This is a genomic window from Halococcus qingdaonensis, from assembly GCF_024508235.1.
Classification (GTDB): domain Archaea; phylum Halobacteriota; class Halobacteria; order Halobacteriales; family Halococcaceae; genus Halococcus; species Halococcus qingdaonensis.
In genome coordinates this window covers 2,583,503-2,599,297 of the sequence record NZ_CP101943.1, presented here as the reverse complement: position 1 = coordinate 2,599,297, position 15,795 = coordinate 2,583,503, and the positions used below count along the sequence as shown (strand labels likewise).

Here is a 15,795-nt window from a genome sequence, read left to right as displayed (position 1 = left end):
GAAAAGGCCGTGAGGTTCTCGTTCGACTATGGCCGACGATCCCGTCGATCCGAGCACTATCGGCGAGCGCGACGCCCCACCCATATCGGAGAAACCCTACAAGATCGTCTTCGAGGCGAACAAGTGCATCGCGGCGGGCAAATGCGCCGAGGTTTCCGACAACTGGTCGATGAACATCACGAGCGGGATCGCTGAGCCGGCATCGTATTTCATCACCGAAGCGGAGCTCGACGACAACATCGAGGCGGCCGAGGTCTGCCCGGCGAAGAAGGATCGCGGCGTGATTCACGTCGTCGACCGCCGGACGAACGAGGAGATCGCCCCCGATCCCGACGGCGACGGCACGCTCTCGGTCGACTGGTGAATCGAAACGGGTTTTCGCGCGCGGGCGAACGCTGAACTGCGCGAGGGTGGCCGAGTCTGGCCAAAGGCGGCGGGCTTAAGACCCGCTCTCTCAGGAGTTCATGCGTTCAAATCGCATCCCTCGCACTCACTTCTCAGCGACTCCCTCATCGCCGACCACACCGGCGACGGATTTATCATGGTTCCGCATGACCAGTCGCGTGATGAACTCGGAACTGCTCGCCGGCGACGTCGCCGATCAGCTCGTGACGGCCGCGCGGACCGCGACCGGCGACCGGCTCCGGTCGGTGACCTACTTCACCCGCACCGACTACGACCAGCTCTACCTCCGTGGCGACCTCGCGCGCGACGCCGACGTGATGAGCTTCATCGGCCACGAGTGGCACGACTTCAAGAACACGCGCAACGCCTACCGGAGTTCCGAACTCGGCGGCTATCGCCACACCATCAGGGTGTTCGAGAACGGCTATCTCCTGCGCATCACGACCGATCGCAACGGGGTGTTCGTCACCACCGACGGCCTGACGATGAGCGACTTCGAGGCCGTCGCGAGCGCCGTCCTCTCGATACTCGACGATCGCTGACGACGCGCTTTTGCCTGCGAGTGCCCGAACGCAGCCATGACCGACGACGCGTTCGCAGCCCACGACGCCTACGAATCGGATGAGGGCGACTACGTGCTCACGACGACCGCGTTCGACGGCCGCGTCGCCGTCGACGACGAGTACCGAGTGACGGTGACGATGCCGACGCTCGACGCCGCCGCCGAGGAATCGGTCGAAGACGTTCTGGAGGACGGCTGGTTCGAAACGCTCTCGCTCCGACTGGAGGACGCAGGAAGTGCGACGCGGGGGAATGTCGACGTTCCCGAACCGACCGTCGAGCGCCGGAACGGTGAGATCCACGTCGAGTGGCTGCTCACACAGGACGACGGAGCACGAGCGGCCGAAGCGGCGAAGGCGCTCGTCGAGTACGCCGAGGGGACCTACGTCGAGGGGATCGTTCCCGGCTACTCGTATCGATCGCCCGTCGCCGATCTCATCGCACACGCCCGGACGGAGGGCGACGGCGAGGGCGAGCGCGGCCCGATGCCGCTTTAGACCGCGCCGACGACGAGGTGGCGCACGTCGCCGAGAACGTCGAAATCGGCGAGTGCGACCACCCGATCACCGCGTTCGAGCGAGTCGTCGGCGTGGGGGAGGTCGACCGCTTCACCCTCCTTGCCGAAGGCGAGGAGCTCGGCCCCACCGGGGAGTTCGAGCTCGCTCAGGCTGTAGCCGCGCATCGGCGAGGCCTCGGTGACGGTGAACTCGACGAGCTGGAGATGCTGGGCGATGTCGGCGATCGCACGGGTCGAGCCGCCGACGAGAGCGTTCTTCGCGCCGATCGCGCCGAGCCGTTCGGGGTAGACCACCTCGTCGACCTCGCTGGCGTACTTCCGGTAGATCTCCTGGTAGTAGTCGTCGTCGGCGCGCATCACGGTGCGACAGTCGTACGCGTCGGCGATCATGCAGGCGACGAAGTTCGTCGTCAGATCGCCCGTGAGCGCGCCGATCGCGTCCGCGTCGGCGATGCCCGCCTCCACGAGATCCTCCTCGCGACTTCCGTCGCCGTCGAGCACGTCGACGATCTCCAGACGTTCGCCCCAGAGGCGCTCCAGTCGTTCGGGATCGTTGTCGACGACGGTCGCCTCGTGGCCCTCCTCAGCGAGCACCCGTGCCGTCCTGAGCCCGACCCGCCCGGCCCCAATGATGACGAATCGCATACACCCACTACATCATGGTCGATAATAACAGTACGCACGATTTGCTGGCTCGATCGTCGCGACGCACCGACCCGCTCCCCCCCCCCCCTTCCCTCGTCCCGCGCGCTTTCGACACCCCAAAGGTCGTTCGGGCGGTAGCGGAGGTATGGTCTCGGTCGCCGACATCGTCGGCCTGCTCGTCGTCGTCGGCGTCAACACTGCCGTCGCCGCGCTCACCACACGATTCCTGCGCGTGCAGCTCACTACCCGCTGGGGCGTCGTCGTCTACGTTCTCGCCCTCGTTCCCGCGGTACAGCTGCTCGTCACGCTCGGGCTGACCGGCCCGCTCGGACTCGGCCCCGATCTCGGCAGTTCACTCACCGTCGTCAGCGTCGCGGTCGCGCTGCCGTTCGCGCTCGGGGTCGCCTTCGATTACTTCTGGATGCCCTCGCCCACCGAGGTCGAACTGCCCGAACGCCTCGAACGGTCCTAGTCGAGCAGTCGATCGAGCGCCGTCTCGACCGCATCGAGGACGTCCTCGGGCGGCTGGCTCGCGTCGATTCTGACGAACCGCTCGGGTTCGTACTCGACGAGCGTCTCGTAGTTCGACCGGACGGCCGCGAGATAGCCCGCCTGCTCGAACTTGTTCGTCGCGCCGCTTCGCGCCGCGCCGGTCTCGGGGTCGATATCGAGATAGATCGTCGCGTCGGGCGGGCGCGTCCAGGGCTGATGCACACCGCGGATGTACTCCATCGGCCGCTTTACCTCACCGTCGAGCGCCGCGCCCTGGTAGGCGTAGCGCGAGTCGGAATACCGATCTGAGACGACCAGCTCGCCGTCGGCGAGCGCGGGGCGCACGGTATCGGCGAGGTGGGCGGCGTGGTCGGCGGTGTAGAGGAACAGTTCGGCGAGCGAGTCGGCGTCGGGATCGGCGATCGAGCGCGCGACCGCCTCGCCGTACCAGGAGTCGGTCGGCTCGCGCGTGAACACGCCGTCGTAGGACTCCCGAAGCGCCTCCCAGACGGTCGTCTTGCCGCTGCCGTCGATCCCCTCGATCGTGACGAGCATGGTCATCGTTCGCCCGCCGACGGGTAAGTCTCGTCTTCCGGTGACGGTAGTTTTAGGTCAACTCGCCGAGTCATTCGGGTATGGACGTACTCGTGACCGGCGGCGACGGTTTCGTCGGGCGCTCCCTCTGTGACGAACTGGCGGAACGCGGCCACGACGTGACGGCACTCTCGCGCGACCCCGACCCGACGGTGTTCGAGGAGGACGTCTCCACCGCCGTCGGCGACGTGACGGCCTACGACTCCATGGTCGAGCAGTTCGAGGGCCGGGACGCCGTGGTGAACCTCGTCGCGCTCTCGCCACTCTTCCAGCCACCGAGCGGGACGAGCCACCGCGAGGTCCACCTCCATGGTTCCGAAAACGCCGTGCGGGCCGCCGAGGAGCACGATGTGAAACGATTCGTCCAGATGAGCGCGCTCGGAGCGGACCCCGACGGCGACACGGCGTACCTCCGCACGAAGGGCCGTGCCGAGGGAGTCGTCAGGGATTCGGCCCTCGACTGGACGATCTTCCGTCCATCCGTCGTCTTCGGTGACGGCGGCGAGTTCGTCTCCTTCACCAAGAAGGTCACGCCACCGTATCTCGCACCCCTCCCCCGTGGTGGGCGCACGCGCTTTCAACCGATCTGGATCGGCGATCTCGCCCCGATGCTCGCCGACGGGCTCGACGACGAACACGTCGGCGAGACGTACGAACTCGGCGGTCCTGCCGTCCTGACGCTCGCGGACGTGGCCAAACTCGCCTATCGCGCCGAGGGCAAGCCCGTCTCCGTGCTGCCCGTGCCGATGGGGCTGACAAAGCTCGGCATGAACGCGATCGGTCCCGTGCCGATGATCCCGTTCGGCCCGGATCAGGCGCGCTCACTCGAGATGGACAACGTCGTCGACGAGAACGATATCGGGGCGTTCGGACGCGGTGAATCGGAGCTGACGACGCTCGCGGCGTATCTCGGTGTCGAATAGGGGCTCGGCAAACAACGGCCCACGACCACCGGGACTTTGACTACCGACCCGTAGTTTCCGTATGCGCGTCGTCGTCCCGTTCGCTGCCGAGCAGCCGAAAACCCGCCTTGGTGACTTTTTTACCCTCACCGAGCGCCGCGAGTTCTCCGGCGCGATGCTCACCGACGTTCTCGCCGCCATTCGTGAGAGCGGCCACGAACCCGAACTGCTCGCGACCGCACCGGTCGAACGCGACGTGCCGACGACCGTCGACGAGCGCCCGCTGACCGCGGCCATGAACGCGGTTCTCGAAGCCGACTCGTCGATCGCGGTCGTGATGACCGACCTCCCGCTCGCGACACCCGCAGCACTCACGGAACTGTTCGACATTTCAGAGGACGTGGTGCTCGCTCCCGGTCGCGGCGGCGGGACGAACGCGCTCGTCGCGCGCCATCCAGACTTCCGCGTCGACTACCACGGTACCTCCTATCTCGACCACCGTGAGGGTGCCCGTCGCATCGGCGCGAGTGTCGGAACTGTTGATTCGTTCCGGCTCGCCACCGACATCGACGAGCGTGCCGATCTCGCCGAGGTGCTCGTCCATGGAGAGGGTGCGGCGCGCGCGTGGCTCGACCGTGCTGGCGTGCGACTCGTCCGCAATGACGGGCGCGTCGGCGTCGAGCGGACCGGAAACGGCTGAATCGGGTCGGAGTTGGGACAACCGTTTAGTTGGACGATCACCGAGTTTCGACCGCGCGAGCCGGTTCGCGCGCACGGTCGGTGTCGTCCCGTCCCCTCCCGACACCGGCTTCCGGACAGTCTTTTGTCCACCCGCCACGAGGGGGGTTCATGTCCGGTATCGACGCTGCCCTCGACGTCACTCGGGGCGAGCGCGACCGCCTCCGTTCCGTGGGCCCCGACGGCGTCGAGCCCGCGTCGGCGCTGACGTTCGCGCGCAACGTGTTCGTCCCGCTGACGACGGCCTGCCGGTACACCTGTACCTACTGTACCTACTTCGACCCGCCCGGCGAGGCCTCGCTGCTGAGCCACGAGGAAGTCCGCGACGTGCTCGAAACCGGCGCTGACGCCGGCTGTACGGAGGCCCTGTTCACCTTCGGTGACACGCCCGACGCGCGCTACGAACGCATCCACGAGCAGCTCGACGAGTGGGGCTACGACTCGATCCACGACTACCTCCGCGCGATGTGCGAGCTCGCTCTGGAAGTTGGTCTGCTCCCGCACAGCAACCCCGGCGATCTCACTCGCGAGCAGATGGCCGATCTCGCCGACGTGAACGCCTCGATGGGCGTCATGCTCGAAACCACCGCCGACGTCGACGCCCATTCGGGATCGCGAAAGAAGACGCCCGAACAGCGCCTCGAAACGATCCGCGCGGCCGGCGAGGTCGGGATCCCGTTCACGACGGGGATCCTGATCGGCATCGGCGAAGACTGGGACGACCGCGCCGAATCACTGCTCGCCATCCGCGCGCTCCACACGGAGTACGGCCACATCCAGGAGGTCATCGTCCAGCCGGTGGCCGAAAACGAGCGCTGGAACGGCCCCACACCCACCGTCGAGACGCTGCGCCGTGCGGTGGCGATGGCCCGCTACGCGCTACCCGAGGAGGTCTCGGTACAGGTCCCGCCGAACCTCGCGCCCGTTCGCGAGGTCGTCGACTGCGGCGTCGACGACCTCGGTGGCGTTTCGCCGATCACCGACGACCACATCAACCCGGACTACGCGTGGCCCGGCCTGCGCGAACTGGAGTCGATCGCCGACGATGCTGGCGTCCCACTGAACGAGCGTCTACCGACCCACACGCGCTACGTGGATGAAGGCTGGCTCGCGCCGCGGATCGAGCGCGCCATCGATCGCGAGAACGAGGCCGGCGAACGCTATCGGGCGGTGCTCTCAACGAGCGACTGACGCGGTCAGTCGTCGGCGGGTGCGTGGCTCGTCCCGTCGAACAGCGGCGTCCCGTCAGCCTGTGGTCCGAGTCGCGGGCCGTCGGGGTCGTCGGTGTTGATCTCGCGCACCTGCCGGTAGTCCGTCGAGCGCTCGGCGGGCGTCCGTCCGATCGCCGATATCATCTCGACGTACTCGTCGAAGCTCCGGTACTCGCCGAACTCGCCACCCGCGCGCTTGGTGATCTCCTCCGAGAGGATGGTGCCCATGAAATCGTTCGCACCACACGAGAGCATCTTGAGCCCCTGCTGGTCGCCGTATTTCACCCAGCTCGACTGGATGTTGTCGACGTTGTCGAGGAACAGCCGCGAGACGGCGATCATCAGCTCGTCCTCGTCGTCGCTCGCGCCCGCTTCGACGATCCCACGCTCGGCGAGCGGCGTGTTCGGATGGATAAAGGAGAGGGGAACGAACTCGGTGATCGCACCCGTTTCGTCCTGGAGTTCGCGCACGCGCTGGAGGTGCTTTATCCGATGAGCCGCGTTCTCGACGTGGCCGTACATGATCGTCGCGGTCATGTCGAGACCCACCGTCGCGGCCGCCCTCATCGCCCGCAGCCAGCCGTCGGTGTCGATCTTGCCCGGACAGATGACGTCGCGCACCTCGTCGACGAGGATCTCGGCCGCGGTTCCGGGCACCGAGTCGAGCCCCGCTTCCTGGAGTCGGCCATAGACCTCCTCGTAGCTCCAGTCGGTGCCGCGGCGGGCGTGGTAGGCCTCCTCCGGTGTCATCGAGTGGAAATGCACCCCACAGGTACTCATCGCCTCGATCTGCTCCAGATAGGTGCCAGGATCGGTGTCGTAGGCCGCCGGCGGGCGGTAGTTCACCGTCTTCGCGGCGTCATCGTGATTCGCCAGAATTTCGTGGTGTTCGTCGTCGAGCGCGAAGGCGGGATGGAGCCCCGAGACCGACGTGACCTCGTAGATACCGCGTTCGGCGGCCCGCTCGACGATCTCTCGGGAGTCGGCCGGCGTCTTGGTGAACCCGCCGTGGCTCTCGTCGGCGTCCGACCGGAAGTGTTGAGAGCTGTCCTTGAAGTTGCAGAACAGACAGCCAGTGTTGCAGGCGGTCGTGACGTTGTTGTTGAGGTTCGCGACGAACGTGACCTGCTCGCCGACCGCTTCCGCACGACGGCGGTCGGCGGCTTCGAGCACCCGCTCCTTTCGCTCGGGATCGATCCCTCTCTCGTCGGTGCCGGTCGTGATGAGCTCGATGCCGTCGGCGACCGCGAGCCGTTCGCCGTCCCGTGCCTTCCGGAGGGCGTTCTCGAACGACTGATCGGTCGCGGGAACGCACTCGAAACCGAACTCCCCGCGCGAGCGCTGCATGGTGTGACGGCCGCGGCGAACCCGTTAAAACCCCACGGTAGATGTGTTCAGACCGACTGGCCCGACGGCGCGTGATCGGTGAACTCGGCGTCGAGATCGGCGAAACAGTCCGGACAGACCATCCGTATCGACTCGGTCTCCTCGCCCGGACCGCTCTCGTCGATCAGGACGGCCCGGCAGTCGGGATACTCGCTCGGGCTGAGCTCGGTGCCACAGAGCGCGCAGTCCGTTCCGGCGGGCGTCGGATCGGGCGTCTCGCCGGGCGGGTCGGGATCGGTGCCGTTCGGCCGCGGGTCTTCGCTCATTGCTCGTCCCCGTCGAACCGTGCGTTCAGTTCGTTCCAGCAGCCACGACAGAGCCGGTAGGACACCTGCCCGTCGGTCCCGTCCGAACGGTTTTCGAGCCGGATACGCCACTGTGACTCGCCGCGTGCATCACATCTGTCGCAGATGGTTTCGGTCATGTTCTGTGCGGTCGGATAACCGCTTGGTGACGGAGCGACCTATATGTTTGCTCGCGGGATGACAACCGCTTAGTTCGCCGCCGGCGAGGTCGCCCCATGACCAGCGTCAAGGAGTTTCGCGTCGAGCAGCCCGCGACGCCCGACGAGCTCGGCCGCGGACGGTTCGTCTTCACCGACGCCTACTCGATCTTCGACTGGGGGCGCATGCCCGACACGATCCCCGAGAAGGGGCGGAGCCTCTGTACGATGGGCGCACACAACTTCGCGCTGCTCGAAGCCGAAGGCATCCCGACGCACTACCGTGGCGTCGTCGCCGACGGTTCGGTGGTCGATCTCGCCGAGACGGACGAGCCGCCGCGCGAGATGGCGATCGATCTCGCACAGGTGCCCGAACTCCCCGTCCAGAACGGCGACTACGACTACGGGGCTTTCCACGCCGATGCGGGTGACAACTACCTGATCCCGCTCGAAATCGTCTTCCGGAACACGGTTCCGGTGGGGTCGAGTCTGCGCTCGCGCCGCGATCCTCAGGACGTCGGCCTCGATGTCGCGGAGTGGCCCGACGACCCCGTCGAGCTACCCGAGCCGGTCGTCGAGTTCTCGACGAAGTTCGAGGAGCAGGACCGCTATCTCACGCGGGAGGAAGCCGACGCGATCGCCGGCCGGGCGACGCTCGACGAGCTCGCGGCGCTCGCGCGCGAGGTGAATCGCGTCGTGACCGAGCGGGCCGAAGAGGTGGGGTTGACCCACGAGGACGGCAAGATCGAATGTCTCTACCACGATGGCGAGGTGCGCGTTGCGGACGTCGTCGGCACCTTCGACGAAAACCGGTTCTCGTATCGTGGCCACGAGCTCTCGAAGGAGGTGCTCAGACAGTACCACAAGCGCACCCAGCCCGAGTGGGTGACAGCCGTCTCCGCGGCGAAAGAGGAGATCGAAGAAACCCAAGGGACCGACTGGCACGCGCTCTGTGGACCCGATCCGGAGCCGCTCACCGCGGACGTCGTCGCGACCGCGAGCGACCTCTACACCGCCGGTGCGAACGCCTACGTCGGTCGGGAACTGTTCGATGCGCCCGAACTGAGTGCCGCGGTCGAGGCCGCGAGCGAACTGGCGTAGTTTCGAAGCGCTTTCGCCTACCGGGACCCGCCACCCGATATGACCGCCTACACCGCCGTCGTCACCGTGCGACTGAAGCGGGGCGTGCTCGATCCCGAGGCCGAGACCACCCGGCAGGCGCTCTCGCGACTCGGCTTCGAACTCGACGAGCTCCGCGCGGCCGACCGCTTCGAGATCGACCTCGACGCCGAGAGCGAAGCGGCCGCCGCCGAGCGTGCCGAATCGATGGCCGAACGCCTGCTCGCCAACCCGACCATCCACGACCACTCGGTCGACATCGAGAACAGATGACGGTATCAGTGATCCAGTTCGGCGGCTCGAACTGCGACCGCGACGCCGTGCGCGCGCTCGACGCGGTGGGCGTCGCTGCCGAACGCGTCTGGCACGAGGACGGTCTCCCCGACGACCCCTCGGGCATCGTCCTTCCTGGAGGATTTTCCTACGGCGACTACCTCCGGGCCGGCGCGATGGCCGGACGCGCACCCATCGTCGAGGAGGTCCGCGATGCCGCGCACGAGGGCGTGCCGGTGCTCGGGGTCTGCAACGGCGCGCAGGTCGGCTGCGAGGCGGGGCTGACGCCCGGCGCGTTCACCACGAACGCGAGCGCGCGTTTCCAGTGCGAGCACGTCCACCTTCGCGTGGAGAACGCCGAGACACCGTGGACGCGCGCGTTCGAGGCGGGCGAAGTCATCTCGCTCCCGATCGCCCACGGTGAAGGACGCTTCGAGATCGGCGACGAGGAACTCGCAACACTCGACGACGAGGATCGGATTCTCTTTCGCTACTGTGACGAGGACGGAAACGTGACGCCGGCGGCGAACCCGAACGGCTCGACGGGCGCGGTGGCCGGTCTCTGCGGCGACCGCGAGCACGTCGCCGTGTTGATGCCACACCCCGAACGGGCCACGCTGCCGGAACTCGGCGGCACGGATGGTCAGGACGTTCTGCGCGCGTTCGCCGAGTGAGGGCGGGCGACCGTGACTTTTTGTTCGTGTGTAAGGTACCGACCCACATGGGTGAGCGTGCGTGTTACCGTGCGGTCTGTCCGAACTGTGACCTCCAACTCTCGATCGCCGACGAGACCTGTCCCGAATGTGGGGCGGAGGTCGACACGGACGACTGATCACGAACTGACGAGTCGGCAGCCAACGGTCGATCCGTAGCGAAACGGTCCGCCGAAGAGTCGTTATCGTGCCAGCGGCAGCCCGTAGCTCTTCTCGCGCTCCATCACCGCCTCCCAGGTCCGCTCGCACTCGCAGGACACCTGCTCGAACACCGATGGATCCTGTCTGAGATCGAAGTCCTTGATCGCAGTCTGGACGTGATCGTCGCACTCCCCGCAGTTGTGTGGACCGCGATCGGAGCCGTGGCCCACCGGATCGGAGATCACGAGCGCGTCGGCGTCCGCGGTCTCGTGGAGGACTTCAGCCACGGACCAGAGCCACGGCGGGCGGTAGCCGCCGTCGTGGTACAGCTCCTCGACCATCGTGTGGCGCTGGACATTACAAGGATTCATCGAGACGGTATGGGCGTACTCCGCACAGCGCTCGACCGAGGCAATCATGTCCGCGACGGCCTCGGACTCGCTGAGGAAGGGCGGTTTCATCAGGAGATAGGCCTTGATGCCAGCGCCCGCGTCACGGGCCTGCTCGCTCGCCGCGACGAAATCGGCGAAGTCGAAGTATTTGTTCACACAGTCGTGGCGCACTCTGTCCGTGGCCGTCTCCAGTCCGACCGCCACGTCGACGGCGAGTCCCTGCTCGGTGAAGTCGACGAGCCGATCGTGTTCGACGAAATCCGGCAGTGACTCGACGACGATGCGCTCGCGGTCGCCGAAGGCCTCGGCGATCGCTCGGCGTGTCTCGGCGGGCACCTCGCGCTCGTCGAGGAAGCTGCCCGAGGTGTAAATCTTGATCAGCGGGCACGGTCCGTCGGCGTGTTCGCGTTCGTGGTCGAGGCAGACATCGAGCTGATCCATGAGGGCCTCGTGGGCGACTGTCCCACCCTCGACGGATTCGGCGACGTAGCCACACATCGTACAGCCGCCGGCGCGCGCCCAGCGACAGCCACCCGTGTTGAGGATGATCGTCAGGCTGTCTCGCACGCCGTCGGGCGTGTTGTCCTCGTCGACCCACACCCGAGTGGGTTCGTGCGGGTCGTAGGTCCGGTCGTTGCGCGCGCGGATCCCGCGCATCGCGGCGTTGTGGGCGTCCATGCCCTTCCCCGCCTCGTAGACCTCGGGGCTCGGCTGGCTCATTATAATGATTACGTCGGTCAATAGTATGTTTCTATCGTCTTTTCCTTTCTTCACTGGCCAGAATAGAGCCTATACAAAAATGTAAAATGGTAAATATTGGCGGAAGGTTTTTATCAGAAACTACCGTCATTCTGCTATGTCTCATTATGTTGCTCACTATCACCATCCGATAGACAAACGATATTCAATGGAATACGTAGCAGATAGCATTGATAATTTTGCAGAAAGATACGATGACTTGGAATCGAAAGAGAAGAAAGCAGTGAGTTATTCCTTCCCAAACACATCAGCTTATATACTATACACTCACACAGGTGCATCCGGGACAACAGAGGATCTTGAAGCGACAGAGGCCGAAATCACGGATATTCTTGATGAGATGAATCCAAATGACAGACCAATTGCAGTCCGGTTGATGAATATTTACGAAGGTATTCTCGACGAAGAAGGTCGGACTGGTAATGGTTTAGAGATATATAAGCAAATAGAAATAGAAAACGTTCCAGATACCATCAACAAAATTGACTGGAATGGTGTAGCAACGGATGTCGCAGGCCAAATTATGTCAAACCTTATTTTGAAGCATACTCTACCGAATGCTAATCATCGCTGTAGTATATCAATGTTGGAGGCGTATCTGGAATTAGCCTCTATACAGAGGGGGATGGATTTCACAATGCCCCAGACACACACTCCTGAATATGAGTGGCGTGATTGGGTGAACCCGTATATTCGTCAATCAAAGCGGATTTTGACAATTCGTCGGAACAATGTCCGGTTCAAGGCACTACACGGCTACGGTTGTAAGACCGTCGTTCGTAAAGGTGACATTGAGATCGATCTCGCTGATTGGGAACTCGACATGCATTATCGGGACGCATGGACTCAGTACGCTATTGAACATGAAAAACTTTGCATCAGATTTGCCGAGGCGATCGCTGAGCGAGGGAATGCTCCTGAGCTCCGCGAGCAAGTGACTCTTGATCAAGAGCAATTCGCATCACTACTTGCTAGCACAACGTAGCTACTAGCGGTAGGGTTTTATTTGATATAGATATGAACAGCTAGTCTTGAAGGGTTGCGTTCGACCGGCCGATTTCCCTGTAACGACACCCTTCAGGGAAGTTATACCGATTTTCGAGGTTGCGGACGGTCTGGTGGAAATCCATTATCCTCTGAGCAATGAATGCACTACCTCCGTATAAAGATGGCGGATAGAATCTTTCGAATAGAAATCGAATAGATAGAGTCGTGGAGTTTTTATATAATTCATAGGTTGTATTTTTATCCTACGATTCTTCGACGTGGCGCACGTCGACGGCCACCCCGCGGGAGGCCTCGGCCATCGCGCGCCCGTGCATCGTCGCGCGCCCGATCGCGAACGCCTTCGGTCCCCTGACGACGACCTCGTCGCCGACCCGGATTTCCTCGCTCGCGTCGACGATCCCCGGTGCGAGCACGCTGCCGTGGGGGACGAACTCATCGATCTCGACGATCTTGGTCGGTGCGTCGCTCGCGACCCAGCGGTGTGCGCCCGCGAGCGTGAGTGCGAGCGTGCCATACTGGGGCACCATCGTGGCGAGATGGTCGTCGCCGTGGACTCTGAGCTTCGGATAGCGTCCCTCCGTCGAGATATCCTCGACCAGGTCGTCGCCGGCGGCGGGGCCGAACTGGTAGTCTGCGATGGCTCGGACGGTGTTGTGCTCGCGCTCGCGTTTGGAATACTTCAGCTCGCCCGAGAGCGCGTCGGCGAGGTTCGACAGCGATTCACTCGTCGTGGGGTGAGCCTCGACCGTGTACTCGAATTCGGTGTCGAGGGTCTCCTCGACGCGCTCGGTGATCCGTCGGTAATCGTCGGGAACGTGGGCGATCACCCGCGGGTAGTCGTTGCGTTCGAGGTAGGCCTCCAGGACGCGGGCGACGAACTCGACCTCGCCCGCGGTCCATTCGCCCGTCACCACCGAATCGTAGTGCTGGGCCGGGTAGGTACATTCGAGTTCCTGCGGGACGACGCCAATGGGCGAGGTCATCGAGACGGTGTGTGCTCGGAAGCCGATCGCATCGTGGAACTGGCCGTGGCTCTGGGACTCGCTGTAGGGTTTCGTCGCCGAGCAGGGCACGAGCACGAGCGGGTTGGTAAACCGATTGCGATAGCGCTCGGTCACGCGCTCGGCGAAGCGCTGAATCTCGACCCGCCGGAGGCTCTCCTCGCTCGCGGCGAGCAGTTCGTTGCGACGAAAGATCGGTGCGTGCGCTTCGAGATACGAATACTGCTGATCGAACCGTCGGAGAGCGGCGGTGAGCCACGCCTCGTGACGGGCCTGGCCCTCCAGATAATCGCGAAGCCGTCCCCGGCGGATGCGCGCACGGACGGTCGCGAGCTGGGCACGGAGCACGTTCTCGTTGTGGGCCGCACAGTCCTCGCGATCGAACTCGTCCACACTCTGCTGGCAGGCCGAACAGGCACAGGGCAGTTCGTCGAGATCGGCGACGAACTGCTCGCCGTCGCTCGTGAGATACTTCCCCTGCGTGCCCTTCACGACCGCGCGATCGGCGTCGAACAGGTCGACGCCCGCGTACGCGAGCAGGGCGACGTTCGCCGGCGTCGCCACACCCGGCAGGTAGAGCGCCGCGTCGTCGGGGATCGAGCGCTTCACCTCGACGATCCCCTCGACGAACGCGCGGGCGTGGCCGACGAGTCCTTGAGTATCCGAGAGAACGTAGGCGTCGCTGCCGTGTTCGGTGGCCGTTCCCGACGAGAGCACCGCGGCGCTCGGCCCGTCGATTTCAGGTGTGTCGACCGCGAACGCCGACTGAACTTCGTCAGGGGTGCCGGCGGGTAGCGCTCGGTGTGGAAGAACGGTGAGCGAATCGCGGTCGCCGGCGGGCGTCTCGCGCGCTTCGGGCCAGAGACTGCCCGCATCGTCGATCCTGTCGCCGACAAGCGCGGGCGTCGTGAGCGACTCCGTCAGTCGGAGTTCGCCGATGCGCGCCGGCCCGTCGCGCGCGTGGATCTCGAAGAACTCGGTCATGGCTCCCCCTCGCCGCGCTCCTCGTATTCGTCCATCGATTCGAGCGGCGAACGTCGAACCCGATCGGGGACCGTTTCGAGCGCGCGCTTGGGCCAGTTCCGGTGGGCGAGCGTGAACTCGGTGTCGGGATTCGCCGCCACGAGCGTCGCCACCCCGCTCGCGGCGCTCTCGTAGGCCGCATCGGCGAGTCGTTCGGGCACCTCCGCGGTGAGCGGATACGTCTCCGAGAGCGCGCGCGGGAACGGGCCGAAGGGCGGGACGACACGCCAGGATTCGTCGTATGCGGCGTTGGTGCCGCCCTCGGTCAACAGGATGTCCCCTTCGGCCGAGAGTCGCGCGAGGCGCTCGTGATGGCGTTGGACCTCGGGCCGGCGGGCGCTCTCGGCTGAGAGATGGAAGAAGGCGTCCTTCGAGGCCGGATCTTCTGCTTCGAGCTGGGCGGCGTGATCGAGCAGTGCGCGATAGCCGTCGAGCATCGCCGGGTGACCCCGGGCGCGTGCCTCGACGAGTTCGAGCAGGTCGCCCCGGCGGATGGCCTGCTTGATGCGCCGGAGCTCGCCGAAGCTCACGTGGAGGTTGTGCTCGGCCAGGCGCGTCTCGCGCTCGTCGTCGGGCATCGCGCGGAGCTCGTCGGGCGTGTGCGCTACGCAGACCGGACACTCGCAGGGGAGATAGTCGAGTTCCGGGAGACGTTCGGTGCCGCGGATAGTGAGATAGCGGTCGTCGCGCGCGTAGAGCGCGTAGGCCGCCGAATCGAACAGGTCACAGCCGAGCGCGACCGCGAGCGCAAACATCATCGGATGGCCCGCCCCAAAGAGGTGGACGGGGGAAGCCGCACCCAGCCCACGCTTCGCGGCCGCGACCACGTCGACCATTTTCCCGTACTCGTAGGCGTTCATCAAGGGGACGACCGCGCCGATCGGGTGGATATCGAGCCCGGTCGCGCGGGCGTCGCGGGCGGCCCGCTCGCGCAGATCGGTGTGGACACCACCCTGCACCGGGGCGTTGACGAGCATCTCGCCGGTGTCGACGTCTTGGATCGAATCGAGTCGGTCCTGTGTGGTCGCGAGCTCGTCGGCGGCGCGCTCGCGGCCCGCTTCGGGCGGCGTCGGGATGTCGACCGGCGTGCCGATGTCGGAGCCGATCTGATACTGAAAATCCAGTATTTCGGCACTTGTGACGTCGATTTCGCCGTATTCGGCCAGCTGGAACGATCCCGAGTCGGTCATGATCGCGCCGGAGAAATCGAGAAATTCGTGGAGGCCCGTCGAGAGCACCTCCTCGCGGTAGTCGCTCTGGGAAATGATATAGCCGTTAGTGATGCATATCTCCGCGCCGAACTCGTCTTCGAGTCGTGCGGGCGAGATCGTCTGGAGATTGGGGTTGACGACGGGCATGAGTGCGGGCGTCTCGACAACCGTGTCGGACCGCGGCACCCGAAGTTCGCCGATGCGGCCGGCGGCGTCGGCGCTGCGGAGTTCGAAAACGTCGTTCATGCGGGGATTCGGCCGT

General features: G+C 64.9%; 19 protein-coding genes and 1 tRNA gene. 12 read left to right on the top strand and 8 right to left on the bottom strand.

Annotated features, from left to right (window positions below):
• Positions 1 to 28: 28 nt before the first annotated feature.
• The 4 genes from NO363_RS13595 (at position 29) to NO363_RS13580 (ending at position 1,463) form a co-directional block, all read left to right on the top strand.
• The gene (locus NO363_RS13595; RefSeq protein ID WP_007740516.1) at positions 29 to 364 is read left to right on the top strand and encodes a ferredoxin; all 336 of its coding nucleotides are present in this window, start codon (positions 29 to 31) and stop codon (positions 362 to 364) included.
• Positions 365 to 404: 40 nt separating this feature from the next.
• Positions 405 to 489: transfer RNA gene (locus NO363_RS13590), tRNA-Leu, on the top strand.
• Positions 490 to 566: 77 nt separating this feature from the next.
• Entirely contained in the window at positions 567 to 947 is a 381-nt protein-coding gene (locus tag NO363_RS13585; RefSeq protein WP_256685833.1) for a DUF7522 family protein, read from the top strand.
• Between the two features lie 36 nt (positions 948 to 983).
• On the top strand, positions 984 to 1,463 hold the full coding sequence (locus tag NO363_RS13580) for a DUF5813 family protein (RefSeq protein ID WP_256685831.1): 480 nt from the start codon (positions 984 to 986) through the stop codon (positions 1,461 to 1,463).
• On the opposite strand, the gene NO363_RS13575 is transcribed toward NO363_RS13580, so the two are convergent.
• Positions 1,460 to 2,128: a potassium channel family protein gene (locus tag NO363_RS13575; RefSeq protein WP_256685829.1), complete on the bottom strand. Its 669-nt coding sequence runs from the start codon at positions 2,126 to 2,128 to the stop codon at positions 1,460 to 1,462. The two genes, NO363_RS13580 and NO363_RS13575, sit on opposite strands and share 4 nt — an antisense overlap.
• A gap of 145 nt (positions 2,129 to 2,273) precedes the next feature.
• Between NO363_RS13575 and NO363_RS13570 the strand changes: the two genes are divergently transcribed.
• A complete protein-coding gene (locus NO363_RS13570; RefSeq protein WP_256685827.1) occupies positions 2,274 to 2,600 on the top strand; it encodes a DUF7991 family protein in 327 nt (108 codons plus the stop codon).
• Here the strand turns inward: NO363_RS13570 and tmk are convergent.
• On the bottom strand, positions 2,597 to 3,175 hold the full coding sequence (tmk, locus tag NO363_RS13565) for a dTMP kinase (protein WP_256687981.1): 579 nt from the start codon (positions 3,173 to 3,175) through the stop codon (positions 2,597 to 2,599). The genes NO363_RS13570 and tmk overlap by 4 nt on opposite strands.
• Positions 3,176 to 3,255: 80 nt before the next feature.
• Between tmk and NO363_RS13560 the strand changes: the two genes are divergently transcribed.
• The 3 genes from NO363_RS13560 (at position 3,256) to cofG (ending at position 6,045) form a co-directional block, all read left to right on the top strand.
• The gene (locus NO363_RS13560; RefSeq protein WP_256685825.1) at positions 3,256 to 4,137 is read left to right on the top strand and encodes a complex I NDUFA9 subunit family protein; all 882 of its coding nucleotides are present in this window, start codon (positions 3,256 to 3,258) and stop codon (positions 4,135 to 4,137) included.
• Between the two features lie 61 nt (positions 4,138 to 4,198).
• Positions 4,199 to 4,816, top strand: coding sequence for a 2-phospho-L-lactate guanylyltransferase (gene cofC / locus NO363_RS13555; protein ID WP_256685823.1), 618 nt, complete (start codon positions 4,199 to 4,201; stop codon positions 4,814 to 4,816).
• A 149-nt stretch (positions 4,817 to 4,965) separates the two neighbouring features.
• Positions 4,966 to 6,045, top strand: coding sequence for a 7,8-didemethyl-8-hydroxy-5-deazariboflavin synthase subunit CofG (gene cofG / locus NO363_RS13550; protein ID WP_256685821.1), 1,080 nt, complete (start codon positions 4,966 to 4,968; stop codon positions 6,043 to 6,045).
• A gap of 5 nt (positions 6,046 to 6,050) precedes the next feature.
• On the opposite strand, the gene cofH is transcribed toward cofG, so the two are convergent.
• From cofH to NO363_RS13535, 3 genes are read right to left on the bottom strand one after another with little or no spacing between them, the layout of a single operon-like run.
• On the bottom strand, positions 6,051 to 7,412 hold the full coding sequence (gene cofH / locus NO363_RS13545) for a 7,8-didemethyl-8-hydroxy-5-deazariboflavin synthase subunit CofH (protein WP_256685819.1): 1,362 nt from the start codon (positions 7,410 to 7,412) through the stop codon (positions 6,051 to 6,053).
• A 47-nt stretch (positions 7,413 to 7,459) separates the two neighbouring features.
• Positions 7,460 to 7,717 carry a hypothetical protein gene (locus NO363_RS13540; protein ID WP_256685817.1) on the bottom strand — a complete coding sequence of 86 codons (258 nt, stop codon included), beginning with the start codon at positions 7,715 to 7,717 and terminating at the stop codon, positions 7,460 to 7,462.
• Positions 7,714 to 7,875, bottom strand: a complete 162-nt coding sequence (locus NO363_RS13535; RefSeq protein WP_256685815.1) for a hypothetical protein — start codon at positions 7,873 to 7,875, stop codon at positions 7,714 to 7,716. The genes NO363_RS13540 and NO363_RS13535 overlap by 4 nt, the downstream gene beginning before the upstream one ends.
• 96 nt (positions 7,876 to 7,971) lie before the next feature.
• On the opposite strand from NO363_RS13535, the gene NO363_RS13530 reads away from it, so the two are divergent.
• Genes NO363_RS13530 through purQ form a run of 3 tightly spaced genes read left to right on the top strand, consistent with a single transcriptional unit; the run spans position 7,972 to position 9,959 of the window.
• Positions 7,972 to 8,994, top strand: coding sequence for a phosphoribosylaminoimidazolesuccinocarboxamide synthase (locus NO363_RS13530; protein ID WP_256685813.1), 1,023 nt, complete (start codon positions 7,972 to 7,974; stop codon positions 8,992 to 8,994).
• A 39-nt stretch (positions 8,995 to 9,033) separates the two neighbouring features.
• The gene (purS, locus tag NO363_RS13525; protein ID WP_256685811.1) at positions 9,034 to 9,285 is read left to right on the top strand and encodes a phosphoribosylformylglycinamidine synthase subunit PurS; all 252 of its coding nucleotides are present in this window, start codon (positions 9,034 to 9,036) and stop codon (positions 9,283 to 9,285) included.
• Positions 9,282 to 9,959 carry a phosphoribosylformylglycinamidine synthase I gene (purQ, locus tag NO363_RS13520; RefSeq protein WP_256685809.1) on the top strand — a complete coding sequence of 226 codons (678 nt, stop codon included), beginning with the start codon at positions 9,282 to 9,284 and terminating at the stop codon, positions 9,957 to 9,959. The genes purS and purQ overlap by 4 nt, the downstream gene beginning before the upstream one ends.
• A 221-nt stretch (positions 9,960 to 10,180) precedes the next feature.
• On the opposite strand, the gene NO363_RS13515 is transcribed toward purQ, so the two are convergent.
• A complete protein-coding gene (locus tag NO363_RS13515; RefSeq protein WP_256685808.1) occupies positions 10,181 to 11,251 on the bottom strand; it encodes an archaeosine biosynthesis radical SAM protein RaSEA in 1,071 nt (356 codons plus the stop codon).
• 136 nt (positions 11,252 to 11,387) lie between these two features.
• Here NO363_RS13515 and NO363_RS13510 point away from each other — a divergent pair, with 136 nt between their 5' ends.
• On the top strand, positions 11,388 to 12,275 hold the full coding sequence (locus NO363_RS13510; RefSeq protein ID WP_256685807.1) for a DUF8172 family protein: 888 nt from the start codon (positions 11,388 to 11,390) through the stop codon (positions 12,273 to 12,275).
• Between the two features lie 265 nt (positions 12,276 to 12,540).
• On the opposite strand, the gene arcS is transcribed toward NO363_RS13510, so the two are convergent.
• Together arcS and tgtA are read right to left on the bottom strand one after the other, a co-directional pair.
• Positions 12,541 to 14,283: an archaeosine synthase subunit alpha gene (gene arcS / locus NO363_RS13505; protein ID WP_256685806.1), complete on the bottom strand. Its 1,743-nt coding sequence runs from the start codon at positions 14,281 to 14,283 to the stop codon at positions 12,541 to 12,543.
• Positions 14,280 to 15,779 (bottom strand): tRNA guanosine(15) transglycosylase TgtA, encoded by a 1,500-nt coding sequence (tgtA, locus tag NO363_RS13500; RefSeq protein WP_256685805.1) that lies wholly within the window; start codon positions 15,777 to 15,779, stop codon positions 14,280 to 14,282. The genes arcS and tgtA overlap by 4 nt, the downstream gene beginning before the upstream one ends.
• Positions 15,780 to 15,795 lie beyond the last annotated feature (16 nt).